16 protein-coding genes are annotated in these 22,915 nt (G+C 47.0%); all 16 read right to left on the bottom strand.

Annotated features, from left to right (window positions below):
• Positions 1–4: 4 nt before the first annotated feature.
• Positions 5–4,483, bottom strand: a complete 4,479-nt coding sequence (locus VSQ32_06085) for a PolC-type DNA polymerase III (GenBank protein MEH2942439.1) — start codon at positions 4,481–4,483, stop codon at positions 5–7.
• Between the two features lie 2 nt (positions 4,484–4,485).
• Positions 4,486–5,553, bottom strand: coding sequence for a flavodoxin-dependent (E)-4-hydroxy-3-methylbut-2-enyl-diphosphate synthase (gene ispG / locus VSQ32_06090; GenBank protein ID MEH2942440.1), 1,068 nt, complete (start codon positions 5,551–5,553; stop codon positions 4,486–4,488).
• 53 nt (positions 5,554–5,606) lie between these two features.
• Positions 5,607–6,644: an RIP metalloprotease RseP gene (rseP, locus tag VSQ32_06095; protein MEH2942441.1), complete on the bottom strand. Its 1,038-nt coding sequence runs from the start codon at positions 6,642–6,644 to the stop codon at positions 5,607–5,609.
• A gap of 1 nt (position 6,645) precedes the next feature.
• Positions 6,646–7,794, bottom strand: coding sequence for a 1-deoxy-D-xylulose-5-phosphate reductoisomerase (gene dxr / locus VSQ32_06100; protein MEH2942442.1), 1,149 nt, complete (start codon positions 7,792–7,794; stop codon positions 6,646–6,648).
• Between the two features lie 20 nt (positions 7,795–7,814).
• Complete coding sequence (locus tag VSQ32_06105) at positions 7,815–8,621, bottom strand: phosphatidate cytidylyltransferase (protein MEH2942443.1); 807 nt, start codon at positions 8,619–8,621, stop codon at positions 7,815–7,817.
• A complete protein-coding gene (locus VSQ32_06110) occupies positions 8,614–9,366 on the bottom strand; it encodes an isoprenyl transferase (GenBank protein MEH2942444.1) in 753 nt (250 codons plus the stop codon). Before VSQ32_06110 ends, VSQ32_06105 begins: the two co-directional genes overlap by 8 nt.
• A gap of 217 nt (positions 9,367–9,583) precedes the next feature.
• Positions 9,584–10,138: a ribosome recycling factor gene (gene frr / locus VSQ32_06115; GenBank protein ID MEH2942445.1), complete on the bottom strand. Its 555-nt coding sequence runs from the start codon at positions 10,136–10,138 to the stop codon at positions 9,584–9,586.
• Between the two features lie 23 nt (positions 10,139–10,161).
• Complete coding sequence (gene pyrH, locus VSQ32_06120) at positions 10,162–10,857, bottom strand: UMP kinase (protein MEH2942446.1); 696 nt, start codon at positions 10,855–10,857, stop codon at positions 10,162–10,164.
• A gap of 12 nt (positions 10,858–10,869) precedes the next feature.
• On the bottom strand, positions 10,870–11,772 hold the full coding sequence (locus tag VSQ32_06125; GenBank protein MEH2942447.1) for a polymer-forming cytoskeletal protein: 903 nt from the start codon (positions 11,770–11,772) through the stop codon (positions 10,870–10,872).
• A gap of 23 nt (positions 11,773–11,795) precedes the next feature.
• On the bottom strand, positions 11,796–12,740 hold the full coding sequence (locus VSQ32_06130) for a polysaccharide deacetylase family protein (GenBank protein ID MEH2942448.1): 945 nt from the start codon (positions 12,738–12,740) through the stop codon (positions 11,796–11,798).
• A 177-nt stretch (positions 12,741–12,917) separates the two neighbouring features.
• Positions 12,918–16,193, bottom strand: coding sequence for a response regulator (locus VSQ32_06135; protein MEH2942449.1), 3,276 nt, complete (start codon positions 16,191–16,193; stop codon positions 12,918–12,920).
• Positions 16,194–16,404: 211 nt separating this feature from the next.
• Positions 16,405–16,782: a hypothetical protein gene (locus tag VSQ32_06140; protein MEH2942450.1), complete on the bottom strand. Its 378-nt coding sequence runs from the start codon at positions 16,780–16,782 to the stop codon at positions 16,405–16,407.
• A gap of 253 nt (positions 16,783–17,035) precedes the next feature.
• The gene (locus tag VSQ32_06145; GenBank protein MEH2942451.1) at positions 17,036–19,627 is read right to left on the bottom strand and encodes a heavy metal translocating P-type ATPase; all 2,592 of its coding nucleotides are present in this window, start codon (positions 19,625–19,627) and stop codon (positions 17,036–17,038) included.
• A 35-nt stretch (positions 19,628–19,662) separates the two neighbouring features.
• The gene (locus tag VSQ32_06150) at positions 19,663–19,971 is read right to left on the bottom strand and encodes a metal-sensing transcriptional repressor (protein ID MEH2942452.1); all 309 of its coding nucleotides are present in this window, start codon (positions 19,969–19,971) and stop codon (positions 19,663–19,665) included.
• Positions 19,972–20,443: 472 nt separating this feature from the next.
• Complete coding sequence (locus VSQ32_06155) at positions 20,444–21,409, bottom strand: carbohydrate kinase (protein MEH2942453.1); 966 nt, start codon at positions 21,407–21,409, stop codon at positions 20,444–20,446.
• Positions 21,406–22,902 (bottom strand): glycoside hydrolase family 32 protein, encoded by a 1,497-nt coding sequence (locus VSQ32_06160; GenBank protein ID MEH2942454.1) that lies wholly within the window; start codon positions 22,900–22,902, stop codon positions 21,406–21,408. Before VSQ32_06160 ends, VSQ32_06155 begins: the two co-directional genes overlap by 4 nt.
• Between the last annotated feature and the right edge of the window lie 13 nt (positions 22,903–22,915).

The following is a 22,915-nucleotide window of genomic DNA, read 5'->3' on the forward strand; positions in this document are numbered from 1 at the left end:
CTCCTCATGATAAATCATCAAACAGTGATAATTGATTGGATTCCGGCAGGTTTCCGAGAATTCCAAGGTCTCCCATCAGGTCAATCACCGTTTTGGATACTTTGGTGCGCTGGCGGAAATCGTCTTTGGACAGGAAAGGCCCGTCTTTTGCCGCTTCCACCACCGCCTCCGCCGCCTTATCGCCCAGGCCCTCGATACTGTCAAGGGCCGGCATCAGTTTCCCGTCTACAATCTGGAACATATGGGCCTGTGCGGAGAATAAATCCAAAGGCAGAAATTCAAAGCCTCTGGCGTACATTTCCTGTACGATTTTCATATCTTTTACGGTGTCCTGTTCCTTTTTGGTCAGAGATTCTTTCCTGCGGTCAAAATCTGCCATAAAATATTCCAGCTTTTCTTTTCCCTGGCACATCAGCTCATAACTGAACGAAGTGGCGCGGATACTGAAAAATGCCGCATAATAGGCCAGCGGATAAAAAATTTTACAGTAGGCAATCCGCCATGCCATCATAACATAGGCCGCCGCATGGGCTTTTGGGAACATGTACTTGATTTTTTTGCAGGACCAGATATACCAGTCCGGCACATTGTGCTCTGTCATGGCCTGTTCCCATTCCGGTTTCAGGCCTTTGCCCTTGCGGACGCTTTCCATAATGGTAAAGCTCAGTTCACTTTCCATCCCCATACCAATCAGGTAGGTCATAATATCGTCACGGGTACAGATTGCCGTGGAAATGGTGGCTTTTTTCTCCTGAATTAAGGTCTGAGCGTTTCCAAGCCAAACATCTGTTCCGTGGGACAGACCGGAAATCCGCACCAGATCGGAAAAGGACTGGGGATTGGTGTCAATCAGCATCTGAATAACAAACTCCGTACCGAATTCCGGAATCCCAAGGGAGCCCAGTTTGCAGCCGCCAATATCCTCCGGTGTAATTCCAAGAGCCTGGGTGCTCTGGAACAGGGACATGACATTTTTGTCGTCCAGGGGAATCTGTCTGGCGTCAATGCCGGTCAGATCCTCCAGCATACGAATCATGGTAGGATCATCGTGTCCCAGTATGTCCAGTTTCAGCAGGTTATGGTCGATGGAATGATAGTCAAAATGGGTGGTGACAATATCGGTGGACATATCGTTTGCCGGATGCTGGATGGGGGTAAAGGAATGGATTTCCTCTCCCAGAGGAAGTACGATAATCCCTCCCGGATGCTGTCCGGTGGTGCGGCGAATCCCCACGCAGCCCTGTACAATCCGGTCGATTTCACAGTTCCGTTTCCGGACGCCCCGCTCTTCGTAATAATTCCGGATATACCCGAATGCTGTTTTGTCAGCCAGGGTTCCGATGGTTCCGGCCCGGTAAGTCTGTCCGTATCCGAAAATCACTTCGCAGTATGCATGGGCCTTACTCTGATACTCTCCGGAAAAATTCAAATCAATATCCGGCTCTTTATTGCCCTTAAATCCCAGAAATGTCTCAAAGGGGATATCAAACCCCTCTTTCATCAGGGGTTCTCCGCAGACCGGACAGCTTTTGTCGGGCATGTCGCATCCGGCCCGTCCGGCGTCGGCGTATGTTCTGACTTCCTCCGATTCAAAATCACAGTAATGACATTTTTTGCAGTAATAATGGGGAGCCAGGGGATTTACCTCTGTTATTCCCGCCATGGTAGCCACAAAGGAGGATCCTACGGAACCGCGGGAGCCCACCAGATAACCGTCCTCATTGGATTTCCATACCAGTTTCTGGGCAATAATATACATTACTGCGTATCCGTTGGAGATAATGGAGTTTAATTCACGCTCCAGACGTTCCTGCACAATGGGCGGAAGTTCTTCCCCATAAATTTCATGAGCTTTATTGTAACAGATATCCCGGAGCATCTGGTCGGAATTTTCAATAACAGGAGGACATTTATCCGGACGTACCGGAGAAATCTTTTCACACATGTCGGCAATCCGGTTTGGATTGGTAATGACCACTTCTTCGGCTTTTTCACTGCCCAGATAATCGAACTCCGCCAGCATTTCCTCTGTGGTACGCAGATACAGGGGCGCCTGATTGTCGGCATCCTTAAATCCTTTGCCTGCCATAATAATCCGGCGGTATACTTCGTCTTCCGGGTCCAGAAAATGTACGTCGCAGGTTGCCACCACGGGTTTGTGAAATTCTTCTCCCAGCGTTACAATTCTGCGGTTAATATCTTTTAATTCTTCTTCCGAAGCAACGGCCGGGTCTTCTCCCCGCAGCATAAATTCATTATTTCCCAGCGGCTGGATTTCCAGATAATCATAAAAACGCACCAGTCTGGCGATTTCTTCTTCCGAATGCCCCCTCAGTATGGCCTGATACAATTCTCCGGCCTCACAGGCGGAACCTATCAGAAGTCCTTCCCGGTATTTGAGAAATTCACTTTTGGGAATTCTGGGCTGCCGGTGGAAATACGTCAGGTGGGCTGCCGATACCAGACGGTACAGATTAATCCTTCCGGTATCGTTGGTGGCCAGGATAATGGCATGGTGGCTGGGGAGCTTTCTGATATTTTCCACCGAAGTACTGCCCAGCGCGTTTACTTCTTCCAGTGTGGATATTCCCTGTTCTTTCAGCATCGCCGCAAATTTCACAAAAATTTCCGCAGTACAGGCTGCATCGTCCACGGCCCGGTGGTGATTTTCCAGAGAAATTTTTAATGCCTTTGCCACGGTATCCAGTTTGAAGCGATTTAACTGGGGCAGCAATACCCGTGCCAGCGCCACCGTGTCAATGACCGTATATTCACAGGGAAGATTCTGGCGTTCACAGTTTTTACTGATAAAACTCATGTCGAATCCGGCGTTGTGGGCTACCATAACGCCGCCCCGGCAGAATTCCAGAAATTCCGGTAATACTTCCTCTATGGCAGGGGCGGACAATACCATATCGTCTTTGATTCCGGTCAGTTCTTCGATTTTAAAGGGAATGGGTACCTGGGGATTTACGAAAGTGGAAAATCGCTCCGTAATTTTTCCGCCGGACACTTTTACAGCGCCGATTTCGATAATCCGGTTGTTTATGGGGGAAAATCCCGTGGTTTCCAAATCAAATACCACGTATGTATCTTCCAGGTTCTGGCCCTGCGGGTTTTCCACAATCTGCTTTAAATCATCCACCAGGTAGGCTTCCACCCCATAAAGTATTTTGAAATCATCTTCCGGGGAAACAGCATGGTTGGCGTCCGGAAAAGACTGTACGTCGCCATGGTCCGTGATGGCAATGGCTTTATGGCCCCATTTCATGGCCCGTCTGATAATGTCTTTTACCTCGGAAACGCCGTCCATATCGCTCATTTTTGTATGGCAGTGAAGTTCTACCCGTTTCTGGGGGCTGGTATCCATACGGATGGAGGTGAAATCCGGTATTTTTTTCATTCCCACAACAGAGCCGATGGTAAGCTCTCCGTCAAATTTGTCGATGGTGGTAACGCCTTTGATTTTCAGGAAAGCCCCTTTTTTTACCTCTGAGGTAATAGCAGGAACTGCCTCATTTCCGGCGAACATTTTTACCATAATGGTATCAGTAAAATCTGTAATGGAAAAGAGAATAATGGTTTTTTCGTTCCGGATTTCTCTGGTATCCAGACTCAGCACCTTCCCTCGGACAACCACCTCGCCCATTTCGCCTATAATCTGTTCGATGGCGATAATTTCATCCTCAAAGTCACGTCCGTATACCACATCAGGGTTGTCCGACTTCTTAAATCTCCCATAGGAATTTCCTTTTCTTTCGGGCGGCATATTTCCGGAAAATCCTTCTTTTTTCTTTCCGGCAGATTGCTTTTCCGGTGCAGGCCCGCCGGGTTTCTGTTTTGGATTCGGTATGTCTTCCGGTATATCCCCGTCCGGAGAGCGGGAGGCGGACGCAGATTCCGAAGCAGCATGGCGCAGAATATTTTTTACTTCATTTTGAATCTGTATATCGCTGTTTTTCAGGTGCCTGTTCTCTTTCGGTTCCCGGTAATCCACCTGAATATCCACGCTCAGCCCGCAGCGTTCACAGATGATTTTTTCCAGAATCTCCACAATTTCTTCTGATTTCTGTCTTGCAATCACAGAATCCTCAAAAATAAGGCGCATCCTCTGTTCTTCCGGAAATTCTGTTTGTGCCATACGCAGTACATTGTATTCCAGCAGGCTGTAAGCGCGAAATTCTTCCAGGATACTTTCCCGGTAAACCTCCATCAGCGTTCGGGGACTGTACTGGCCGGAAAGACGGAATTTTTCAATGATTTTTATGGAAAGCTCATGGTTGGGAAAAAGCTGTTTTCGGATATCCGATTCCAGACGGTAAATATTGGATTTTCCAATCAGTCTGCTGCTGAGCAGATAAACCCGGAGCCGGTCTCTCTGACGATTGGAGGAAACTTTTGTAACCTCCACCTCTGTCATGAGTTTTTCCATTTCTGAGGGAACCTTTAAATCCGGAAATACATCAAAAAACAGCTTGCTCATGTTTATTCACTCCAATGCAGTAATTCATCCCGGAGAGCCAAAAGCAGCTCCTCTTCTTTTACTTTTTTAATGACTTCTCCATGTTTGATAATAAGACCTTCTCCAATCCCTCCGGCAATTCCGATATCTGCCTCTCTGGCCTCGCCAGGTCCGTTTACCACGCAGCCCATGACTGCCACTTTCAAATTCAGAGGGATATCGCTGACCATATCTTCCACCTGATTTGCCAGTGATATCAAATCAATCTGCGTCCGTCCGCAGGTAGGGCAGGAAACCACTTCAATGCCGCCTTTTTGCAGTCCCAGGGTACGCAGAATAATTTTGGCAGATTTGATTTCCTCCAGCGGGTCTCCGGTAAGAGATACCCGAATGGTGTCGCCGATTCCCTGGCTTAAGATCAGACCCAGACCCAGTGCAGATTTGATATTTCCGCTGGTTATGGTGCCGGATTCGGTAATTCCCACATGAAGGGGATAATCGGTTTCTTCTGCAATCAGTTCATGGGCCCGGACGCACATCAGTACGTCGGAAGACTTGATACTGATGACCAGATTGTCGTATCCCAGGTCTTCTACCAGATGTACTTTGTCCAGTGCGCTTTCCACAAGGCCTTCTGCTGTCACGCCATGGTATTTTTCCACCAGCTCTTTTTCCAGAGAACCGCTGTTGACTCCGATACGGATGGGGATGTTTCGCTCTTTTGCCCTGTCAATCACAGCCTGAATCCGTTCCCTGGAGCCGATATTTCCCGGATTGATACGGATTTTATCGGCTCCGTGCTCCATGGCGGCAATGGCCAGCCGGTAATCAAAATGTATGTCAGCCACCAGAGGGATGGTGATTCCCTTTTTGATTTCAACAAGAGCTTCTGCAGCCTCCATGGTGGGCACCGCACATCGGATAATATCGCATCCGGCCGCTGTAAGATGCTGAATCTGTGCAATGGTTCCTTTGACATCTTCTGTTCTGGTATTTGTCATGGACTGAATCAGAATGGGATTTTCCCCTCCGATTATCCGATTGCCAATGGTAATTTCTCTTGTGTGTTTCCGCATAATTGTCTCTTTCATAACCAGTTCTCCTCTGACGTCCGGCAAGTACAGGGAATACAAAAATTCCCGTACTATAAAATATTTTTAATGTCGTTGAACATGACGAATATCATCAGTGCCATCAGTGCCATCAGTCCTACAAAGTGTACCATACCTTCTTTTTCCGGAGATATTTTCTTCCGGCGGATGGCTTCGATCAGCAGAAATACCAGTCGTCCTCCGTCCAGGGCCGGTATGGGCAGAAGGTTCATGATTCCCAGGTTCGCGGACAGGAAAATAGAGAAATTCACCATGCTTAAAATGGCCTGCCCGGTTCCGCCGCTGGTCTGGTTATTATCATAAGTATCTCCCATTATTTTTACAAGGCCTACCGGGCCGGATAAATCTTTCATGCCCACCTTTCCGGTAAACAGCATACGAAGGCTTTCCAGTGTATTCCAGATCCAGTACCGCACCTCATAAAAACTGTTCTGAATTACCTGGAATACCGTTCCCTTTTCCCGGTCCAGGGGACGGCCGCTGAGACCAATCAGCTCCCTGCCTGATTCCTCATCCAGTTTGGGGGACAAAGTTACTTCATGGCGTTCCCCGTCCCGCTCATAGACCAAATCCACGGTTTCTCCCGGATGGAAGCCGGAATAGAGACTGACTTCCCGGTAAAAATGGGTGCGGTGGCCGTTCATGGAGATAATTTCGTCTCCGGCCTGAAGCCCTGCTTCTTCTGCGGGAAATCCTTCCATGACTCCGGACAGTACCGGCCGGTCATATCCTATGATTCCTACCACAATTAACGCGAAAATCCATGCCATGATAAAGTTAAAAACGGGTCCTGCGGCCACCACGCTGATTCGGGCCCAGACGGATTTGCTGTTGAAAGATTTCTCATCCTGGCTCTCTCCGTCTTCTCCCTCCATCATGCAGGCGCCGCCAAAAGGCAGCAGCTTCAGAGAGTATTTTGTCTCTCCTCTGGTGAATCCCACCAGTGTGGGCCCCATGCCCAGACAGAATTCATTGACTTTGATACCGTTCCATTTGGCCAGCAGGAAGTGGCCCAGTTCATGGAATAAAATAATAATACTGAAAATAATAATTGCGATTATAATATTCATATTACCACCTGCTCTCTATCAGCGCATACGCTTCTGCTTCCGTTGCAAGAATTTCTTCCACAGAGGGATTTTCCGCAAAATTACATTGTTCCATACAGGTACTTATGAGTTCCGGAATTTCCGGAAAAGAAATTTTTCGCTCCAGAAACAGAGCCACGGCCTTTTCATTTGCCGCATTATAGGCGGTGGGCAGATTGCCGCCCCGCTCCATGGCTTGGTAAGCCAGTTTCAGGCCGGGAAAGGTCTCCATATCCGGTTTTTCAAAAGTGAGTCCGGAAAGCTGGTAAAAATCAAGATGTTTTCCCGATAAATTCCTTCGTTCCGGGTAATATAATGCATACTGAATGGGCAGACGCATATCCGGGGTGCCAAGCTGCGCCAGTACCGCACCGTCCTTATATTCCACCATGGAATGAATAATACTCTGGGGGTGCACCACCACCTGAATCTGTTCCGGCTTCACGTCGAACAGCCATTTTGCCTCCATAACCTCCAGCCCTTTGTTTACCATGGTGGCAGAGTCAATGGTAATCTTTTTTCCCATGGACCAGTTGGGATGCTTTAATGCATCTTCCACCTGCACCTTCTCCAAATCCTTTTGCTTTTTGCCCCGAAAGGGTCCGCCGGAAGCGGTAAGAAGTATTTTCTGAATCTCATTTCCATGTTCCCGTTCTCCGTGCATGGACTGGAAAATGGCACTGTGCTCACTGTCTACCGGAAGAATGGAAACATGGTTTTCTCTGGCCAGCGGCATGATAATGTGACCGGCTGTTACCAGTGTTTCTTTGTTGGCCAGAGCAATGGTTTTTCCGGCTTCAATAGCCGCAATGGTTGGCCGGATTCCCAGCATTCCAACAATGGCTGTGACCAGAATTTCCGTTCCGGGCATTGCAGCTATTTCCAGAAGCCCTTCCATACCGGATACAATCCTGACCGGAAGATCTTTTACCAGTTCCCTTAAGGATTGGGCGTCTTCTTCCTCCCAGAGCGCGGCTACTTCCGGAGAAAACTTCCGAATCTGCATTTCCAGACGCCGGATATTTTTCCCGGCGGCCAGAGCTGTTACCTGAATATCTTTCTGCTCCCGGACAATTTCAAGGGTCTGCGTCCCTATGGAACCGGTGGATCCTAATATTGCAATTTTTTTCATAACCTACCTCTTTCGCCTGGCTATCCTGATATCAGAAACCGTGCCATATAATAAATGACTGGTGCGGTAAAAATTACGCTGTCAAAACGGTCCAGAATACCTCCGTGACCAGGAATCAGTGTTCCATAATCTTTAATCTCATAATTACGCTTAATGGCGGACGCCGCCAGGTCTCCAATCATGGAAATAACGCCGCCCGCTGCGGTAATTCCGGCCAGAATAAAAATATGTCCGGTAGAAAGGTTCATCTGCTTCTGAAATACCGTACCATATAAGAGCGTAAGGAGGATGGTACCCACTATACCGCCCACTGCACCCTCCACGGATTTTTTGGGACTCAGTTTCGGAGCCATCTTATGTTTTCCAGTCAGCACCCCCACACAGTAGGCGCAGGTATCGCATCCCCAGGAACAGAGAAAAATCAGCCAGACAATATAAGCGCCTGCCGGAAGCACTCTTGTCTGATAAATGCAGGATAACATGACTCCCACATAAAATACGCCGACAAATCCGGCAAATACCTGATTTGCCTGGTATTTTGGAAAGGAGAATACATAAACGGCCATCAGCAGAATCAGCAGACCCAGGACAAATACGCCGAATTCCGGAAAAAAGGGGAAACCCAAATCCAGATAACAGAGAAGCACAGCTCCGTATCCCACCAGTCCCGGCAGAGATTTTTCCATATGGAATACCCGGTAAAGTTCGTATAATCCAATCACGGAAATAACTGCCAGGCACGAAAGCAATACAAATCCTCCTGTCGTAATAAGAACAAGTGCGGCAATTACCAGGATAATACCACTCAACAACCGTGTTTTAAACACTTTCTGCTCCTCCTTTATCTGCTTTTGCCTCTTCTGCTTCCGTTTCTGCAACTCCGCCGAAACGTCTGTCTCTTTTATTATAGTCCTGAACAGCTTTTTCTAATTCCTTTTTTGTAAAATCAGGCCAGGCAACATCCGTAAAATAGAGTTCACTGTATGCGAGCTGCCAGAGAAGATAATTGGACAGACGCAATTCCCCGCTGGTGCGAATCAGCAAATCCGGAGCGGGAATATCCCTGGTGTCCAGATAGTTCTCGAACATTTTTTCATCCAGTTCCTCCAGTTCAAATTTCCCTTCCCGATAGTCTGACAGCATCTGCTTCATACCCCGCAGCATTTCGTCCCGGCTGCCGTAATTGATGGCAATCTGAAAATTCAGACCATCCTGGTTTTTGGAGAATTCTTCCAGCCTGCGGATACTCTCCTGTAAATCCGGCTCCAGCCTGGAAATATCTCCAATAACTCTTACCCGCATATGATTTTTTTCTGCGGTTTTCATGCAGTTTTTCATGTAATTGCGCAGCAGCTTCATCAGAGCGCTGACTTCATCCCTGGGACGACTCCAGTTTTCCGTGGAAAAAGCATAAACAGTCAGATATTTTATTCCCATATTCCAGGCTTCCCGGCAGATGGTTTCCACATTTTTGGCCCCCTGGGTATGTCCGTAATTTCTCGGCATACCATGCTGCCTGGCCCATCTTCCGTTTCCATCCAGAATAATTGCTACATGTTGTGGAACTTCCATAGCTACCTCCTTGAGTTGTGGCAACAAAGTGGGCCTGCCCACTTTGACGCGCCGAGTGCGGATTTGTCCTAAGGGGTACCAGGCTTGCCTGGGGGATGCCTTAGGACGGTCACGTAGTGACACCTTCCGTTCGCACGAGTGCGCATCTTAATTTTTATCTTAGGTCTTTCCTGTAAGATAAAAAAGAGTTCGCCTGCGAACTCTCTCGCAGGCGGATTTATACTGTAAGAATTTCCTTTGATTTTTCTTCTACTGCCTTATCAATATCAGCCACATATTTGTCTGTCAGTTTCTGCACCTTTTCTTCCAGTTCTTTCACTTCGTCTTCGGAAATATCACTGGATTTCCCCAGTTTCTTCAGAAAATCGTTAGCGTCTCTTCGGATATTGCGGACAGCAACTTTTGCAGACTCGCCCTTTTTCTTTATATCCTTTGCCAGTTCTTTTCTCCGTTCCTCTGTCAGCTCCGGAAATGTAAGGCGAATCACCTTTCCGTCATTGGTAGGGTTGATTCCAAGGTCAGACGTAAGAATTGCTTTTTCTATCACGCGTACCATACTTGCTTCCCAGGGCTGAATCAGAAGCATTCTTGGTTCCGGTACGGAAATATTTGCCACCTGCTGAAGCCCGGTAGGCGTTCCATAGTAATCCACCTTCAGTTTATCCAGCACATGGGGATTGGCGCGTCCTGCACGAACAGAGCCAAATTCCGCCAGCAGATTATCAAAAGATTTCTGCATTTTGTTATCATATTGCTGTAATCTTTCATCCATATAAGAACCCTCCCGATTTTATGCTATACTGTAACTTTTGTTCCGGAAAACTCCCCGCTGATTGCTTTCACAATACTGTTTTCCTCGTTTAAACTGAAGATATACATGGGCATTTTATTCTCCATACACATGATGGACGCCGTCAAATCTATCACTGCAAGCTGGCGGTCAATCACTTCCTGAATGGAAATCTCATCGTATTTTACAGCCGCAGGATTGATTTTGGGGTCACTGTCATATACGCCGTCAATAGCCTTTGCAAGGAAAATACCTTCTGCCTCAATTTCCACGGCACGGAGCACCGTAGCTGTATCCGTTGAAAAATAAGGATGTCCGGTTCCTCCTGCAAAAAAGCATACCATCCCTCCGGAAAGATATTTGTCAGCTCTGTCTTTGGAGAACAGTTTTGTAAAAGCGCCGCAGGTAAAAGGCGTCAGAACCTGAGTCATCATTCCCGCAGAGCGGAATATTTCAGACACATAAATACAGTTCATCACCGTGGCCAGCATACCAATCTGGTCTGCTTTGGTACGGTCAATATTTTCACTGGTTCTTCCCCGCCAGAAATTACCGCCGCCAATTACAATTCCAACTTCCGTACCGGCGTCCACCAGCTGTTTTACCTGTTTTGCCACTATCATAACGGTAGCTTCATCAAAACCGGTATGTTTTTCACCGGCCAGCGCTTCCCCGCTTAACTTCAATAATATTCTTTTCATTGGATGCCTTCCTTATTTCTTTTCAAAAAAAGTCTCCATATCCACATCTGCATAACACTGAGAGCAGAAACCTTCGATGACTGCACCGTTGTTAATCTGTACGGAACGTGATTTGATATTTCCCATTACAACTGCGGAAGTATCTACCACAACAGGACCCTGTACGTCGATATCCCCTTTGATTGCCCCTGCAATGACTGCGCTGCTTGCGGTAATATTTCCGACTACCACAGAGCCAAGGCCAATCTTAACGGTTCCGGTGGTGGAAATTTCTCCTTCTACTTTTGCAGCATCTGCGAAGAATTCAGATGCTTCTGCATTTCCCTGGAGACTTCCGGTAATTGTCACTTTTCCGTTGCAGCGGACATTTCCGTCAATTTTTCCTCTCAGTTCAAAAGAGCCGATAGATTCCAGATCACCTTTCAGAGATGTTCCTTCTGTAATAACTGTTACTTCGTCTGACACTTCGTCTGACAGTGTGCCTATGCCCTTTGTCTCTGCAATTACTTCTTCCGCTCCGGTACCCTCATTTACTACATTTTCTTCTTTCACAGCTTCTGTACTCACAATTGTTTCCTCCTTATGTTCCGGCTTCTCTGCTGCTGCAGGTTTCTGCTTTACGGTTTCTTTCTGTTTTTCCTGAATTGCTTCCTGGATGGTTGGCTTTGGCTCCTCGACGTGCTTCTCCACTGCAGGAACAACCGGCTTTTCTGCACGTCTGGCTGCAGTCTCGTCCACTTTTTCAAACAGGCCCTCTAATTTTTTCAATTCAGACTGCACGTCTACTTCCTGTTCCAGAGTATTTACCACCAGATCCGGCTGTTCGGGAGTGGCTGCTTTTAACTCTTCTTCCCCAGGAAGCAGTTCGTTTACTGCCTGAGATAAGTCATCTTTAAATTCCTTAAAAAAGCTCATATATGTACCTCCATAAATTATTGTTAATCAACACTGTCAGCGGGTATCTGCTGTATGGGCGTTGTATTTTCGTCAATGGGGAGCAGTTCGGCACCCATTTCCCGCAGCTGGTCGATCATCGGCGCCAGCGCCTCTACGGTACCTGATTTCGCAGATGAGTCATGCATCAGTACAATGGATGTCTCATATCTTCCCACATCATTCATAACATTCTGCACCAGTTCTTCCGGTGTATAAGCATGACTGGTAGCATCTCCGCTGGCTACGTTCCAGTCATAGTAGGTAATGCCCTTTTCTTTCAGGAAACGGATAAATTCTTTCATGTCCGTATTACTCACCTGATTGCTGCTTCCTCCCGGAAACCGCAGAATCTCCGGTGTAACTCCCGTCACTTCCGCCAGATAGGACTGCAAATGTGCCATATCTTCTGAAAATGCCTCCAGAGATTCATAAATTACATTATATTTATGTGAAAAAGAATGCATTCCAAGCGTGTGCCCCTCAGCCACAATCCGCTGGTACAGTTCTTTGGATTCCGCATCTTCCTGTCCGATTACAAAAAAAGTCGCTTTTACATTTTTCTCTTTCAGAATGTCCAGGATTCGGGACGTACTTTCGCTTGGGCCGTCATCAAAGGTCAGATAGACTTTCTGCGTCTGGCCTTCCTTCAGAAGATTATCTTCTTCCGTCCCGTTTTTTACCGTGTCCAGAGTTTCCGCAGTTTCTTTTGGAGATGCTGCACTCTTTTCCTGCTGGTTTTCCACTACCTGTTCAACGGAAATCACAGACTTTGCAAGCTCGTCCAGTCTGTTTTCCATATGAAGCAGCTTTACAAACAGGGTAACCGTCAATATGCTCGTTGTTAAAATCCAGATTACGATTCCTGCAACAATCGTAGACTTCATTTTTTTAATTCGTTTTCGTCTTAACTGCTGCTCGCGTAATCCACTGGCTGCATTCTCTTCCATGTACGGACCTCCCCGGTATTTTAAGCATCGCTATAAGTTATTGTAACACATTTTTCGAAAATTACATTAAAAATATGCGAAAAAATAGAAGTTTTTTTTTGTATATTTTATATGATATCCAGAATATACAACTTATATTCTGTTCATTTTCAGAAAAAATATAAATTTGCCTGAAATTTAAAAACCACTTTTTTTCATGCACATACTTTCCGGCGGGGATAGCCACTCCTTCAATGTTTCCATTAATTGCCGAATATCCAGAGGCTTTGCCAGATGTGCGTTCATGCCTGCTTCTTTTGATTTCTGGATATCTTCCATAAAAGCATTGGCAGTCATGGCAACGATGGGAACGCTCCGGTTCCGCTGCTTTTCCAGCTCACGAATTGTCCTTGTGGCTTCATATCCGTCCATAACCGGCATCTGGATATCCATAAAGATAAGGTCATAATATCCTTCCGGTCTGGAACTTACCAGGTCTGCCGCTTCTTTTCCGTTTTCAGCGCTCTCAATTGCCACGCCCGTTGTCCCGATGATTTCTTCTGCAATTTCCCGGTTCAGCTCATTGTCTTCCACCAGAAGAATCCTTTTTTCCTCAAAGTGGATTTGCTCTGTCTCTCCGGTATTGTCTTCTTCCTCATTGCCCGGAAGGAATTTTTTCAGGGCGTATACCAGTCTGGAGCGGAACAGAGGCTTTGAAATAAATCCGTTTACGCCTGCCTCCCTGGCTTCCGCCTCGATTTCGGACCAGTCGTATGCAGAGAGAATGATGACCGGAACTTCAGGCCCAACCAGGCTCCGGATGGCCCGCGTCGTTTCAATTCCATCCATACCCGGCATTTTCCAGTCCATAATTACTGCAAAATAATCGTCGTTTCGCAGATGGGCTTTTTCCACGCGCTGCAGCGCATCCGTACCGGAATAAACGCTTTCTCCGTGCATACCGATATTTTCCAGCATAACGCAGGTATGTTCGCAGATGTCCGCATCGTCATCCACCACCAGTATGGATAAATCCTCCAGTTCCGCAACAGATTCCAGTTCCCTGTCCTGAAGTCTGAGAAAAATGGTGACGGTAATGCGGGTACCCCGGTTCAGTTCGCTTTCCACCTGAATGGTGCCGTTCATCATATGTACGATACTCTGGGTAATCGCCATGCCGAGACCGGTACCCTGTACTTTGCTGACTCTGGAGTCTTCGGCCCGTTCAAAAGGCTCGAACAGCTTCGGAATAAATTCCGGCGCCATACCGATTCCCGTATCTTCAAAAATAAATTCATAACAGCCCGCACTGCTTACCGTAGATTTCCGCTCACGGATATGCAGTGACACCAGACCGCCTTCCGGTGTGTATTTTATGGCATTGGAAAGCAGGTTCATAAATACCTGCTGCAGCCGCAGGGTGTCTCCCACTACTTCCTCATGCTGCAGAGAACGGATATCCACTTTGATTTCCTGGGATTTTTCTGCCAGATTGGGTTTTACCACTTCCAGAATATTCTGGATAATATCGGAGAGATTAAATTCTTCCTCATTCAAAGAAATATTGCCGTTTTCCACCTTTGACATATCCAGCACTTCATTAATCAGATTCAGAAGAAGTTTGCCGGAAGATGAAATTTTGCCCAGACAATCCTGAATCCTGTCCGTATCGTCCAGATGAGTTCCCGCAATAGCTGTCATTCCGATAATCGCATTCAGAGGAGTGCGGATATCATGGGACATTCTGGACAGAAACTGGCTCTTGGCCTCATTGGCACGGTTTGCTGCCTCATAGGCCTCCATAATGGCTTCCCGGCTTTTCTGCTCCCGCTCCAGGGCTTCCAGTTCTTTCCTCTTGCGGGCGTCCACATTTTTGGTAAACAGAAGCATCCTTCTGCTGTTATCTCTGGTTACCGTACGCAGAGTCAGAGAAATCCATTCATATCCTCCTTCCCCGTTCTGCATCAGCAGTTCACTGTAATTTTCATCGGTCTGGGCGCGCAGACGTTCCAGATTCATCATCCGGAGATATTCTTCTCTGGAATCCGGATGTACAAGATTTTGCAGATTTTCCTGTATCATCTCCGTAAAGTGTCTGGTATATTTTTTACGTGAAACTTCTTTTCCGTCAAAAATTACCCGGTAAATGGTGTCGTGATCCAGTCCAATCTCAAAAATGGAATCATAGGAATCGGAAATGGCATACCCAAGGAGGGCATTATCATACTGTCGTTTCAGCGCTCTGCGTTTTTCACCGGTGATATCCAGAAAATTGATGGTGACATATTCCGGTATATTGTTTTTACAGGAAACCAGATTGATTTCCAGGCGGTTCCACACCGGATGATTCTGTTCCTTTCTGACACAGCGGTATTCTGTCTCAATATGGCTGTTTCCGGGGCTTAGCCGCTGTATCAGATATTCCGGATCCACAAATTTGCTCACTTTTCCCCTGTCTTCAAAGGCCACCTGCGTTTCAATATAGTGATAAATCACATCCGTGTAATCGCCACGTTTTGGAATCATGCTTCTTAAATGTCCCGGTATCCGGACTGCATAGTAAGTGTTTGAATGGAGATTTACATAATGAATGCCCGTGTAGGAATTGCTCAGGGAATTGATGGCCAGACGGTTGATTCTCAGTTCTTCCAGATTGTTCTGGTTTTCCCTCTGCACTTCTTTTACCTCATGAATGTCGTGCATGGTGCCTACAATTCTGACAGCCTGGCCGTTTTCAAATACTTTCTTGCCGGATACCCGGTACCAGCGGACGCCTTCTTCTGTTTTGAGCTGAACCTCCATGTTATCTTCCATACTGCCCACAAAGAGTTTTTTCAGTTTGGAAACATCTTCTGCCCGAACGGCTTCTCCGGCAATTACCTTGTTCCGGTAATCTGCAATAATTTCCCGTCTGGTATGCTTTGTTCCGTTTTTATCCGTGTAAGGCATATACATGATCAGACAGTCGTCTTTCATATCATATTCATACAGAATATCCGCACTGCTTTCCAGAGCCAGCTGATAGACCTCCCGCTCCTGCCGAAGCTGCAGTTCCAGCGTCTTTTTTTCTGTAATATCCGTCATGGTACGCTGAATGACCGGATTCTGATTTTTATCCAGTTTCAGGAACTGGGAACTGGCAGAAATCCAACGGGTATCCCCGAATTTACTTTTTGCCTGATATTCAAATTTTACCATATCTCCCGGCTTTTGCAGCGATTTTGTCAGAGATATGATTTTGGGCTTGTCCTCTTCTGACACATGGCTTGCCACCCCGTAAAAACCATCGTCAGCACATTCCTGCATTGTCTCATAATCCAGCATATGTAATGCCGCCTGATTCATGGACAATATTTCATAATCATCCTCGCTTTTTACCACATATCGTATAATACCGAATTCAATGGTGTTATAAATACTTTCCAGTAACATTTCCTGTTCCTGGATTTTGTTTTCATATGCCCTGTCGTCCATAAAACTGCTCCTCTGTTCAGCTAAATCTGCGGCATGTCCTTTTCTGCCTGCGCTGTGCTTTTTAATATTTTTTTCTATTATAACTCTTTCAACGACAGAAAAGCAATAAAAGAATCCGGTAAGACCGGATTCTTTTATTGCTCTGGCAACAGTTACTGCTTTGCAGCAAGATGATAATTTTCAGAATTTCTTCTGTATTTATAGATACCTGTTACGTTGTCTTATCACTTTTCTGTCTGACAGCGTCAGTTCCGGTGGTTTTTGGCCTTCCTCTGCCTGTGTGTCGTTTCTTTTTCAGTGCTTCCATCCGTTCCCTGCGGTTTTCATCCACAAGACGCCTGATACCGGCGAGACGTTCTGCTTCTGCCCGTTCCAGTTCTTCCCGTTTCTTCCGGGCCAGTTTCTGACATTCCTTCTGCAGATTTCTGTCTTCCAGCACAAGGAATTTTTCAAAAGCAATGGGAAAAGCAAAAATTTTCGGCTGCTCTGTCCCGGAAAACTGCACCCGGATTTTGAGGTCAGTTTCTTCCACAATTGTTCCTGCGCCGAATTTGTCATGGGAAACGGTTTCGTTGACTAATGATTTCATCCTGTTCACCCCTTGCCTGATTTATGATCTGTTACCATATGTCAGAGTCTTATAGTACTATATTACCATTTTATCTGTTTTTTGTCAGGGATTTTCTGGAAAAAATTTATTTTTGTCAAAAAGTACAAGGAGCTGCCTGCCTGTTTTTGTGCATTTTTAACTATGAAAGTAACTGCTTTCATGGCAGGGATGTACACAGGGGCGTGAAAACACGAGCAGGCCAGGATAACGGGGGGATGATACAGGTTATTGTTTACCGGATGGAAATTACTTTATAATCTTTTTCTTCCACTGCTTTTGTCAGGGCTTCGTCAGAAACGACTCCATTCAGTGTTATCACTGCGGTGCCTGCCTCATGGCTGACCTTTGCCTCTGTTACTTCCGGAAATGCCTCCAGGCATTTCTTTACTGCCGCTTCACAGTGTCCGCACATCATTCCTTCGATTTTCATTGTTTTTTCCATATTCTGTTCCTCCTTTATATTACAGGTTCTGTTGTTGCATTCTGTTTCTTTCCCGTTTTGGGCCGGGATGTGGTGTTCGGACTCTTTTTGTCCCGTTTTCCTGAGGGGTCTGTCTTTTCCGGAGTCGTGAATCCGCAGCATGTTCAGACGCAGTGCGTTGGTTACCACACAGAAACTGGACAGGCTCATGGCCGCCGCCCCGAACATGGGATTGAGCTGCCATCCGAATACGGGAATCCAGACGCCTGCAGCAAGGGGAATTCCGATTATGTTATAAATGAATGCCCAGAACAGGTTTTCCCGGATGTTTTTTAAGGTTGCCCGGCTTAAACGTATGGCGGCCGGAACATCTCTGAGCCTGCTTTTCATCAGAACAATATCTGCCGCGTCGATGGCAATATCCGTTCCTGCGCCGATGGCGATTCCCATATCTGCTCTGGTCAGAGCCGGAGCGTCGTTGATACCGTCTCCCACCATGGCCACCTTTCCCTTTTCCTGAAGGCTGCGGATGACAGCTTCCTTCCCGTCGGGAAGAACTCCGGCAATCACTTCGTCTACTCCTGCCTGACGGCCGATGGCCTGAGCAGTGCGCTGATTATCTCCGGTCAGCATTACCACATGTATGCCCATGGCTTTCAGTTCCCGGATGGCCTGAGGGCTGTCTTCCTTCATCACGTCCGCAACGGCAATCATGCCGATTGTCTGCTCGTTTTCGGCAAAAAAGAGAGGTGTTTTCCCGGCTTCCGCCAGTTCTTCGGACTGTTGCTTTAACGTGTCTGAAATTGCAGCCTGACTGCTGACAAAACTGTAATTTCCTCCACAGATAACATTTCCCTGCCAGGCGCCGGACAGGCCGTTTCCGGGCAATGCCTGAAAATCCGATACTTCCGGAAACGGAATTCCCTGTTCCTTTCCATATTCCAGTACAGCTCTGGCCAGAGGATGCTCGCTTTTCTGCTCCAGTCCGCAGGCAGCCCTGAGAAGTTCCTGTTCTGAAATGCCGTCGGCAGGTATTACATCTGTTACTTTCGGCTCTCCGCTGGTAATAGTTCCAGTTTTATCCAGTGCCACAATTTCCATTTTCCCGGTTTCTTCCAGAGATACGGCTGTCTTAAACATAATGCCGTTTTTTGCACCCATTCCATTGCCCACCATAATAGCTACCGGCGTGGCCAGCCCCAGTGCGCAGGGGCAGCTTATTACCAGCACGGAAATGCTTCTGGCCAGTGCAAAGCCCACCGTTTCTCCTGCCAGCAGCCATACCAGCAGGGTGAGAACTGCAATTCCAATCACTGTCGGTACAAATACATAAGATACTTTATCGGCTATTTTGGCAATGGGGGCCTTGGTGGCAGCCGCATCGCTTACCATCTGAATAATCTGTGACAGGGTGGTATCTTCTCCCACTCTGGAAGCCTGGCATTTCAGAAATCCGGACTGATTGGCGGTGGCAGCCGATACGGTGTCTCCGACAGTTTTGTCGCAGGGAATACTTTCTCCGGTCAGGGCAGCTTCATTTACAGCACTGCTGCCTTCCAGCACAATGCCATCTACCGGAATATTTTCACCGGGACGCACCACAAAAATATCGCCCTTTTTCACCTGCTCAATGGAAACTTCCGTTTCCTTTCCGTCCTTAAGAACGGTGGCTGTTCTGGGCGCCAGCTTCATCAGGCTCTTTAATGCATCTGTGGTCTTTCCTTTGGATTGGGCTTCCAGCATTTTTCCCACGGTAATCAATGTCAGAATCATGGCTGCCGATTCAAAGTAAAATTCATGCATATAAGTCATTACTCCTGCCATGTCTCCCTTCTGCTGAGCCGCGGTCATGGCAAACAGGGCCCAGGTACTGTATCCAAAGGCTGCCGCGGCTCCCAGGGCCACCAGTGTGTCCATATTGGGGGATTTGTGAAGCAGGCTTTTGAATCCGCTGATAAAAAATTTCTGATTGATTACCATAATAATCACGGTAAGTAAAAGCTGCATAAGGCCAAGAGCCACATGGTTTTCGGCCAGAGATGCCGGCAGCGGCCAGTTCCACATCATATGTCCCATGGACAGATACATCAGTACCAGTAAAAAACCCAGGGAGGCCAGCAGCCGCTGTTTCAACAGGGGCGTCTCCCGGTCTTTCAGCAGTTCTTCTCCGGAACGGCTTTTGCTTTGTTCTGTCCCGGATGGGGCTCCTTTCCGGGCCGCACCGTATCCCGCGTCCACCACTGCTTTTACAATGTCCTGTTCCAGAGCTGTTCCTTCCACGCCCATGGAACTGGTTAAAAGGCTGACCGAACAGGAACTGACGCCAGGTACCTTTGAAACTGCCTTTTCCACCCTGGCGCTGCAGGCAGCACAGCTCATTCCCGTTACTGTATACTGTTCCATATTTATCACCTCTGTTCTTCCTGTCTGACCAGGATTTATTTCATCAGTTTCTGCAGGGTTGCCAGCAGCTCATCCACAGTTTCCTTCCGCCCTTCCCGGATATCCCTGGTAACGCATGTCTTAATATGATTTGCCAGCAGGACTTTATTGAAACTGTTTAAGGCCGCATTGGCAGCCGCCACCTGAATCAGAATATCAGGGCAGTAAGCGTCTTTTTCCACCATTCCTTTGATTCCCCGAATCTGCCCCTCGATTCGGTTTAACCGGTTAATTAAATCTTTATATTCTTTTTCAGAACGTTCTTTCGTTCTGCGGCAGCTGCATAATTCTTTCTCATCTTCCATTATCGTTCCCTCCTTTCCAATGACATTATATACCCTGTAGGGGTATATTGCAAGAAGAATTTTATGCAGCCAGAGCATTGATATTTCGTTACAGAAATAATATAATAAATCTGATATACAAAACGTAAAAATGAGGAGGAGAAAAATGAATCAGGAAATAAGGTTTACATTTTCATTTACCGGTTCCCATGCAAACGAGATTATGGAAGCATTTGCCGCCTATTTCCAGGACGCGGCCTTGACCAGCATCTGGAACAGGATTTTCCGGAACCCCATGGGCTTGACTGTGACGATTTTGAATTTATTGCATTGGATCATGTCAGGGTTAATACGGACCATGCCATTCTCTGAAAAGCATGTTCATCCATGCGAAAAAAAGCCGCAGAACTGCAAACTGCTTTGCCGGTTTACGGTCCTGCGGCTTTTTCTTTACAGATAATATAAACTTCCTGGGCCCTGCTTTTTATATTTCTTATCTTCGCAGGGACATGTTCTGTAAAATTTCTTTCTCCGTCGGCATTACCCGCAAAGCCCCTTTCCTGGTTGTAATCAGAGAAGCGGCGCTGTTTGCCAGGGTAAGCATTTCCGTCAAATCTGTTTTCGTTAATTTATCCAGCCCATGTTCCAGGATATAATGCAGGACACACCCGCAAAACGCATCCCCCGCACCTGTGGTTTCAATGGTATTTTCCTGCAAAAACGGCGCCGATTCCACCATTTCCCCTTTGTAATAAGCCCGGCTCCCCGCTTTGCCCATGGAAACCAGAATCAGCGGAATCCGGACATGCCCTTCTATCCGGTTCACTCCCTCCGTATAATTCTCTCTCCCCGTCAGCCACTGGATTTCATTATCTGAAATCTTTAAGATATCGCATTGTTCCAGCCCGTACATCACCTGAGTTCTGGCATCCTCCAGGTTCTCCCACAGAGGCGGCCGCAGATTTGGGTCGAAGGAAATCAGTGCGCCGGACTCCTTTGCAATACGGATTGCTTTTTTCGTTGCCCTCCGCACGCCTTCATGGGTCATGGACAATGTCCCAAAATGGAAAATTTTCGAATCCCGTATAACATGTTCCGGCACTTCTGATTCTGTTAGCATCATGTCAGCTCCGGGATTCCGGTAAAAGGAAAAATCTCTGTCCCCATCAGAAAAAGTATGTACCATTGCCAGAGTGGTATGTACCCTGTCGTCCAGATATAAGTGTTCTGCATTGATTCCCACATCCTGAATCACGTCTTTTAACCAGCTTCCAAAAGAATCCTTACCCACTTTTCCGATAAAAGACACGGAATGGCCAAGCCTGGCAAGCATTGCCAGCACATTGCAGGGCGCTCCTCCCGGATTTGCTTCAAATATGGGATTTCCCTGACAGTTCGCATCATTCTGAATAAAATCTATCAGCAGTTCTCCCAACGCCGTCACATCCGTTTTTTTCATTTCATTTCCTCCGTCTGCAAATCATATTTCACCACATCCATGGTGACCACGCCGTCAGCAAGGAAAGAAATACCGTCCGCTTCTTTTGTTGTATACATGGTTGTCGTCATCACATGTTCTCCGTCATTGATAAACACTTCCGCACTGAACATATCTAGGATAATCCGCAGTTTGATTTCTCCGTTCCTGCTGTTTATCCGGCTGCGCCGCTGATGGATGATCGCCCTCCTGCTTCCGGAAAATTTCCGGTCTATTTTTACAATGGATTCCAGGGGCCGGAAGCTGACAGCAGTATGATAAATCTCATTCTGTGAAAACCGGACTGCAAATTTCCGGTACATATTTTCCTCATCCAGAGGACGGACGGACAGTTCCATGTCAATTTTCCTGCCCTGAATACCTTCCAGTTTTGTAAGTCCGGAAAAAATAATATTTTCATACTTTATTTCTTCCCCATGCAGGTTTTCCAATTCCCGTACCGGTTTCTGAATCAGTCTTCCGTTCACTACGGAAAGTTCTCTGGGCAGGCTCATCTGGCCAAACCAGGGCTGTTCCGGGGAATGAAGGTTACAGGTATCCCAGTTCTGCATCCAGCCAATCATAATCCTTCTTCCATCCGGTGCGGAAAGGGTCTGGGGCGCATAAAAATCAATGCCGTAATCAATGGCCTGATTCTGTTCCTCATTGAAAATTTCTTCCTGTTCATCATAAGTTCCAATCAGACAGAGAGTTCCGTTGCCATTGTGATACTCCAGTCCCTGAGGGAGCATATCCATGGGGCTTGTAAGCAGCACATGCTTTCCGTCCAGTTCAAAGAAATCAGGGCATTCCCAGGCTTTTCCAAATCGGCCCCGGTTAGCGGCCAGAACCTTTTCGTACTTCCAGTCCAGGCCATCTCTGCTGCTGAAAAGAAGAATCTGCCCATCTCTTTCCGGTGCGCAGTTTCCAACCACACACCGGAAAGTTCCGTCTTTTGCCCTCCACATTTTCGGGTCTCTGAAATCATATTTGCTGCCCCCGTCCGGAAGGTCCTTTTCATTCAGGACCGGGTTATACTGATACTTCTCATAATCTCTTCCGTCTCCAATGGCCAGGCACTGGGTCTGTACATCACGCTGCTCTCCATCTTTCTGAATTTCCTTATGCACCCCGGTATACATCAGAAGCTGCCTGCCGTCTGAAAGTTCCACGGCGCTGCCGGAAAAGCATCCTGCTTCGTCATATACGGTATCCGGGGCCAGAGCTGCCGGAAGATATTCCCAATGCAGCAAATCTTTGCTGACTGCATGGCCCCAGTGCATGGGACCCCAGTGTGAATTATAAGGATGATACTGGTAAAACAGATGATACTTTCCCTGATAAAAGGAAAATCCATTGGGGTCGTTCATCCATCCTGTTCTTGCCGATAAATGAAATCCCGGTTTTTCCACTTCCCTGTTTTTCCGTTCCGTTATTTTTTCATACCTGCGTGCATCACGTAAAATCTGGCTCATACCTTCGAAACCC

This window comes from Lachnospiraceae bacterium JLR.KK002 (genome assembly GCA_036941025.1).
GTDB lineage: Bacteria > Bacillota > Clostridia > Lachnospirales > Lachnospiraceae > Petralouisia.